Source organism: Corallococcus sp. 4LFB, assembly GCF_046520365.1.
In the GTDB taxonomy this organism is placed as follows: Bacteria; Myxococcota; Myxococcia; order Myxococcales; family Myxococcaceae; genus Corallococcus; species Corallococcus caeni.
Genome location: NZ_JBKGHJ010000600.1, coordinates 1 through 4,469, shown reverse-complemented (window position 1 = coordinate 4,469; position 4,469 = coordinate 1). Strand labels below are relative to the sequence as shown.

The following is a 4,469-nucleotide window of genomic DNA, read 5'->3' as shown; positions in this document are numbered from 1 at the left end:
CACCAGCACACGCCCCGCGTGCGCCCCCTCCGCCCGGAACGTCCGGCGCTTCATCGCCCGCCCTCACGGCCCGTCCCCGCGAGGCCCCCGGCCCCGGAGCCCCTCCGCGCCCACTGCATCGCTCCCGGGCCACCTGCCCCCGCGCCCTCCCCTTCCGTGGGGGACTCCAGGGGAGCATGCGGCCGGGCAGCGGAGGTGGAGGACATGGCGCGACACTCTATGCGCGCGGTCCCTGCCCTGACGCGGGCTTCCTGTTACCTTCCGCGCCGCCATGGACCGCCCCCTGCTCTCCGTCCGGTCGCGGCTGGATGACTTCCTCGCCGAGCTGGCCACCCTCCAGTACCGCTACGGCGCCGGACTCTCCCCGGACCTCCCCGTCGCGCGCCTGCACGCCTCCTTCCCGGAGCTGTCCTCACCGGAGACCTTCGCCGCCGCCAACGAGGCCCTCTCCCGCGCTCGCGGCAAGGACGACCCCGTCGCCGTCCGCCGCATCACGCTCGTGCGCGAGCTCATCGCCACCCAGGTGGAGGAGTCCCTGGCCCTGCCCGCGGCGGACGCCGTCGTCGCGCTGGAGGCCCGCTCCCACATCCCCGCCGACGACACGACGCTGTCGCTGGCCCAGGCCCTGTCGCAGCTGCCGCGCGAATCCAGCCGCGCCCGCCGCGCCCTCCTGGAGCGCGGCGCCGGCAACTTCCTCTGGGACCACCGGGGCCCTTATGGCGACCGGCGCGACGCCGCCCTCCAGGCCGCGGAGGTGCTGGGCTTCCCGGACTACCCCTCGCTGCGCCAGGACGTCACCGGCATCGACGCGGGGAAGCTCGCCCAGGCCGCCGAGCAGACCCTCCAGCGCACCGAGGATGCCTACCGCGACGTGCTGGCCTACGTGCTGCGCAAGCTGGAGCCCACCCTGCGCCCGCTGCCCGGCGGCGAGGCGCGGCGCCACGACGTGCAGCACGCCCTGCGCGCCCCGTGGCTGGACGCCCACTTCCGCCGCGAGGACACCGTCCCCGCCGTGATGCGCTGGCTGTCCGACTGGGGCCTCCACCCCGAGGCCGGCGGCCGCATCCGCCTGGACGACGAGGCCCGCCCCGGCAAGGCGTCACGCCCCTTCGTCGCCGCCGTGCGCGTGCCCCAGGAAATCCGCCTGGTCCTCCAGCCGCGCGGCGGCATGGACGCGCTGGGGGACCTGCTCCACGAGCTGGGCCACGCGTGGCACCTGGCCCACGTGGACGAGGACGCCCCCATGGAGCTGCGCCGGCTGGGCGACGCGTCCGTCACGGAGGCCTACGCCGCCACCTTCGAGCGGCTGCTCCTGTCCCCGCCCTGGCTCAAGCGCTACCTGGGCCTGCCGTCCGGCACGACGAAGGACGTCGTGCGCATGGGCGCCTTCCAGGCCCTGGCCGTGCTGCGCCGCCACTGCGCGAAGCTGTCCTACGAGCTGTCCCTGAGCACCAAGGGCGCCTCCGCCGACCGCGCGGACGAGTACGCCGACGGCCAGCGCCGCGCCCTCTTCGCGCAGCCGCACCCGGGCTTCTTCCTGCATGACGTGGATTCGCAGCTCTACGTCACCCGCTACCTGCGGGCCTGGGCCCTGGAGACCCGGCTCACCGCGCACCTGCTGGAGCGGTTCAACGAGGACTTCTGGCGCAACCCCGCCGCCTTCACCTGGCTCAAGGGGCTCTTCGCGCGGGGCGGCGCCGCCGACGCGGAGGGACTGGCCACGGAGGTCTCGGGCACGCCGCTGGCGTTGCCCGAGGCGGGAGCGCGCCTCGTGGCCATCCTCAACCAGTAGGGAGACCGCCCCTACTTCTTCTTGGCGCGCAGCGCGCGGACGATCTTGTCCTTCGCCGCGTTGGCCGGGGCCTCGCGGGTGCGGACCGCGGCGGGCGCCTTGGCGTCGTTGGCCGCCGTGCGCGTCTGGCCGGTGCGCGCGCGCATGGCCTTCATCAGCTGCATCTCGATGACGAGCAGCTCGTCCGCGAGCTCCGCGTTGGCACCCGCGGCGCGGGGCAGCGGCGCGCTCTTGCTGGGGGCGCCCGCGCCGTGGCGCATGCGCAGGGCCTTCTCCTCCTCGGCCGTCAGCGTGGTGGACTTCTCCAGCGCCGCCTTGACCTCTTTCGCGGTCAACGTGCTACTTCCGACCTTGCGCTCCATCTCCGCTCCCTTCGTTGTGCACGCCTGAACACCCGAGCATGTCAGATGCGTCTGGGCCGCAACCGACGAGGATTGTAGAGGCTGCAAGAGGGCCGTCAAAATTTCTTCCAACAGGCCGCTGCCTGTCTGTAGCGACCCGCCCCACCCGCTACAGCTACAGGCGCATCCCCAGGCCCAGGAACGTGGAGCGAAGGTGCTGCCGCTGCCCTGAGAAGGGATCCCCCCTGGCGGAGAAGTTCTGGTAGCGCGCCTCGGCGGAGAGGAAGAGGTTCTCCCCCAGCTCCAGGCCCACGCCGCCGCAGAGTTCGAAGCCCACCTGGAGCACGCGGCTGCCCAGCGCGTCCGGGGCCACGGGCTGGGGCCGGGAGTGGGGCACCAGCAGGCTGGCCCCCACGCCCAGGAAGGGCCGCAACCGGGTGTCCCCCAGGGGCACCACGCGCAAGGCCATGGGCGTCACCTCCGTCAGGTGCCGGCTGGACGCCAGGTGCCCGCCCACCTCCAGCACCGCCCCCGGCTTGCGGTACGCCCAGCCCAGGCCCACGCTGTAGCCCACGGTGCGCCCCGCTTGCGCGTCGCCCTTGAGCACGTAGGCCCCCAGCGGCGCGACGGTGATGCCCAGGTCGCGGGCGGGTTCGGCGAGGGCCGGGGTCGCCAGGAGCGCGAGCCCGGCGCACGCCAGGGGGAGGGCGGAGCGGAACATGCCCCTCCCCAGAGCAAGGCCAGGGCCAGGGGGGTTCCCCAGCCGCTTCAAGCACTTACGGGGAGGCCCCGGGCGGGACGGCGGCCCGCGCAGGACACGGCCGTCACAGCCTCAAGGGGCCGGCGCACCTCCGAGCCTCCGAGCCTCCGAGCCTCCGAGCCTCCGAGCTTCCTGGCCGTGAAGCCGTGGGGCCTCCAACGGTCAGGAGGCGCGGGAGGTACCTCAGTTGGCCTCGCCCTCGTCTTCCGGTTCGGGGGCGCCGGGCGTGGCGCCCGGGGTGGCGGGCGAGTCCCCCGGCCTGGTGCGCGGGATGCCGAAGTGGTCCAGCGCGTCCGCGATGCCCTGGGGCTTGTCCGCGTCCGGCAGGAAGTCCTGAGGCGGCTGGAGCTGGGGGTCCTTGCCAATCTCCGTCAGGCTGGACTCCAGCGTCATGCGCAGCTCCGCGGCCTCCGGGGTCTTCTCCTGGGGCACGCCGATGCGCCCGTCCAGCCGGGCCTTGAGGACGACGGACGTGGCCGCGTCCACCAGCACCTCTCCCTCCAGCGAGCGAGGCAGCCGGTGCGCGAAGAAGTTGGCGCGGCGCTTCGTCGTCTCGTCCGCGTTCTTGGGCGAGAAGGCGGCGGGCAGCTTCTTCGGCGTGCCGCCCTCCTGGGGGGCGCCCAGGGAGACGTTGTACTTCCACGCGGTGCGCCCCTCGTGGGTGACGGTGCCCGCGGGGGTGAGCTTGATGCGGCCCTGGAAGAGGCTGTCGAAGTCGCGGATGGCGCCCGTCAGCTCCGTGCGGGTGCGCTCGGCCATGCCGCGGTCGCGCAGGCGCTGGCGGTACGGGCCGTAGCGGTTGCGCGCGAAGACCTGGCCCTTCACGCGCATCACCTCCAGGCCCTGGTCCCGCGAGTTCTCCAGGATGCCGTGGAAGTCGCCGTTGACGCCGCCGGGGCCCGCGCGGAAGGAGCGCGTCTCCGTGAGCTTCACGGGGTTGTTGCCGCTGGGGCCGGCCCACTCGTAGCTGAGGGTGGACTGGAAGAGGTGCGGGCCCAGCCGCTCGGTCACCTCCGCGGCGTCCATGCCCAGGATGCGGCGGGACACCTGGGGGTTGTCCGCGACGTCTTCCGGCGGCAGCTTCTCCTTCGCCGAGGCCACCACCTTCGGCGGGTCCTCCGCCGAGAAGATGCGGGCCTTGGCCGCCTTGTCGACGGGGTCGGAGCAGCCGGTGGCTGCCAGGACCAGGGCGAGGGCGGCGGACTTCGTCAGACTTCCCACGGAACCTCCACGACCAGGACGGCGGGGGCGGCAAGTTACGTGGGGGCCACAGGAGCGGCAAGCGGTGGCTTGCGTGCGGCCGTGCAAGGGATAGAACGCCCAACCCATGCAGAACCTGCGAGACAAGTTGTTGAAAGCGGGCCTCGTCTCCGAGGAGCAGGCCAAGAAGTCCGACTCCACGCCCTCGGCGCCACGGCGCCAGGAGGACGGCCGGGGGAGCGCTCCACGCGCGCCTGCCCGGCCAGGACGTGATGAGAATCGGACAGCCGGAGGCCCGCCGCGCCGTGACGACCGCGGAGCACCGCCGCGCCGTGAGGGCGGTGGCGGTCCGCCGCGCGGCGCCGGAGGTCCCCCG

The 4,469-nt window shown here is 73.7% G+C and carries 4 protein-coding genes; 1 reads left to right on the top strand and 3 read right to left on the bottom strand.

What is annotated here, in order from left to right; all coding sequences use genetic code 11:
• The first annotated feature begins 271 nt into the window (after positions 1 to 271).
• Positions 272 to 1,792, top strand: a complete 1,521-nt coding sequence (locus ACLEQD_RS37755; protein WP_410390708.1) for a peptidase M3 — start codon at positions 272 to 274, stop codon at positions 1,790 to 1,792.
• An 11-nt stretch (positions 1,793 to 1,803) separates the two neighbouring features.
• Here the strand turns inward: ACLEQD_RS37755 and ACLEQD_RS37750 are convergent, their stop codons facing one another.
• The 3 genes from ACLEQD_RS37750 to ACLEQD_RS37740 form a co-directional block, all read right to left on the bottom strand.
• Positions 1,804 to 2,154, bottom strand: coding sequence for a hypothetical protein (locus ACLEQD_RS37750; protein WP_171422093.1), 351 nt, complete (start codon positions 2,152 to 2,154; stop codon positions 1,804 to 1,806).
• 154 nt (positions 2,155 to 2,308) lie between these two features.
• The gene (locus tag ACLEQD_RS37745) at positions 2,309 to 2,854 is read right to left on the bottom strand and encodes a hypothetical protein (protein ID WP_410390707.1); all 546 of its coding nucleotides are present in this window, start codon (positions 2,852 to 2,854) and stop codon (positions 2,309 to 2,311) included.
• 222 nt (positions 2,855 to 3,076) lie between these two features.
• Positions 3,077 to 4,114 (bottom strand): hypothetical protein, encoded by a 1,038-nt coding sequence (locus tag ACLEQD_RS37740; RefSeq protein WP_410390706.1) that lies wholly within the window; start codon positions 4,112 to 4,114, stop codon positions 3,077 to 3,079.
• Positions 4,115 to 4,469 lie beyond the last annotated feature (355 nt).

Coding starts and splice junctions, on each gene's coding strand:
- ACLEQD_RS37755 (WP_410390708.1), top strand. CDS start 272: ATGGACCGCCCCCTGCTCTCCGTCCGGTCGCGGCTGGATGACTTCCTC.
- ACLEQD_RS37750 (WP_171422093.1), bottom strand. CDS start 2,154: ATGGAGCGCAAGGTCGGAAGTAGCACGTTGACCGCGAAAGAGGTCAAG.
- ACLEQD_RS37745 (WP_410390707.1), bottom strand. CDS start 2,854: ATGTTCCGCTCCGCCCTCCCCCTGGCGTGCGCCGGGCTCGCGCTCCTG.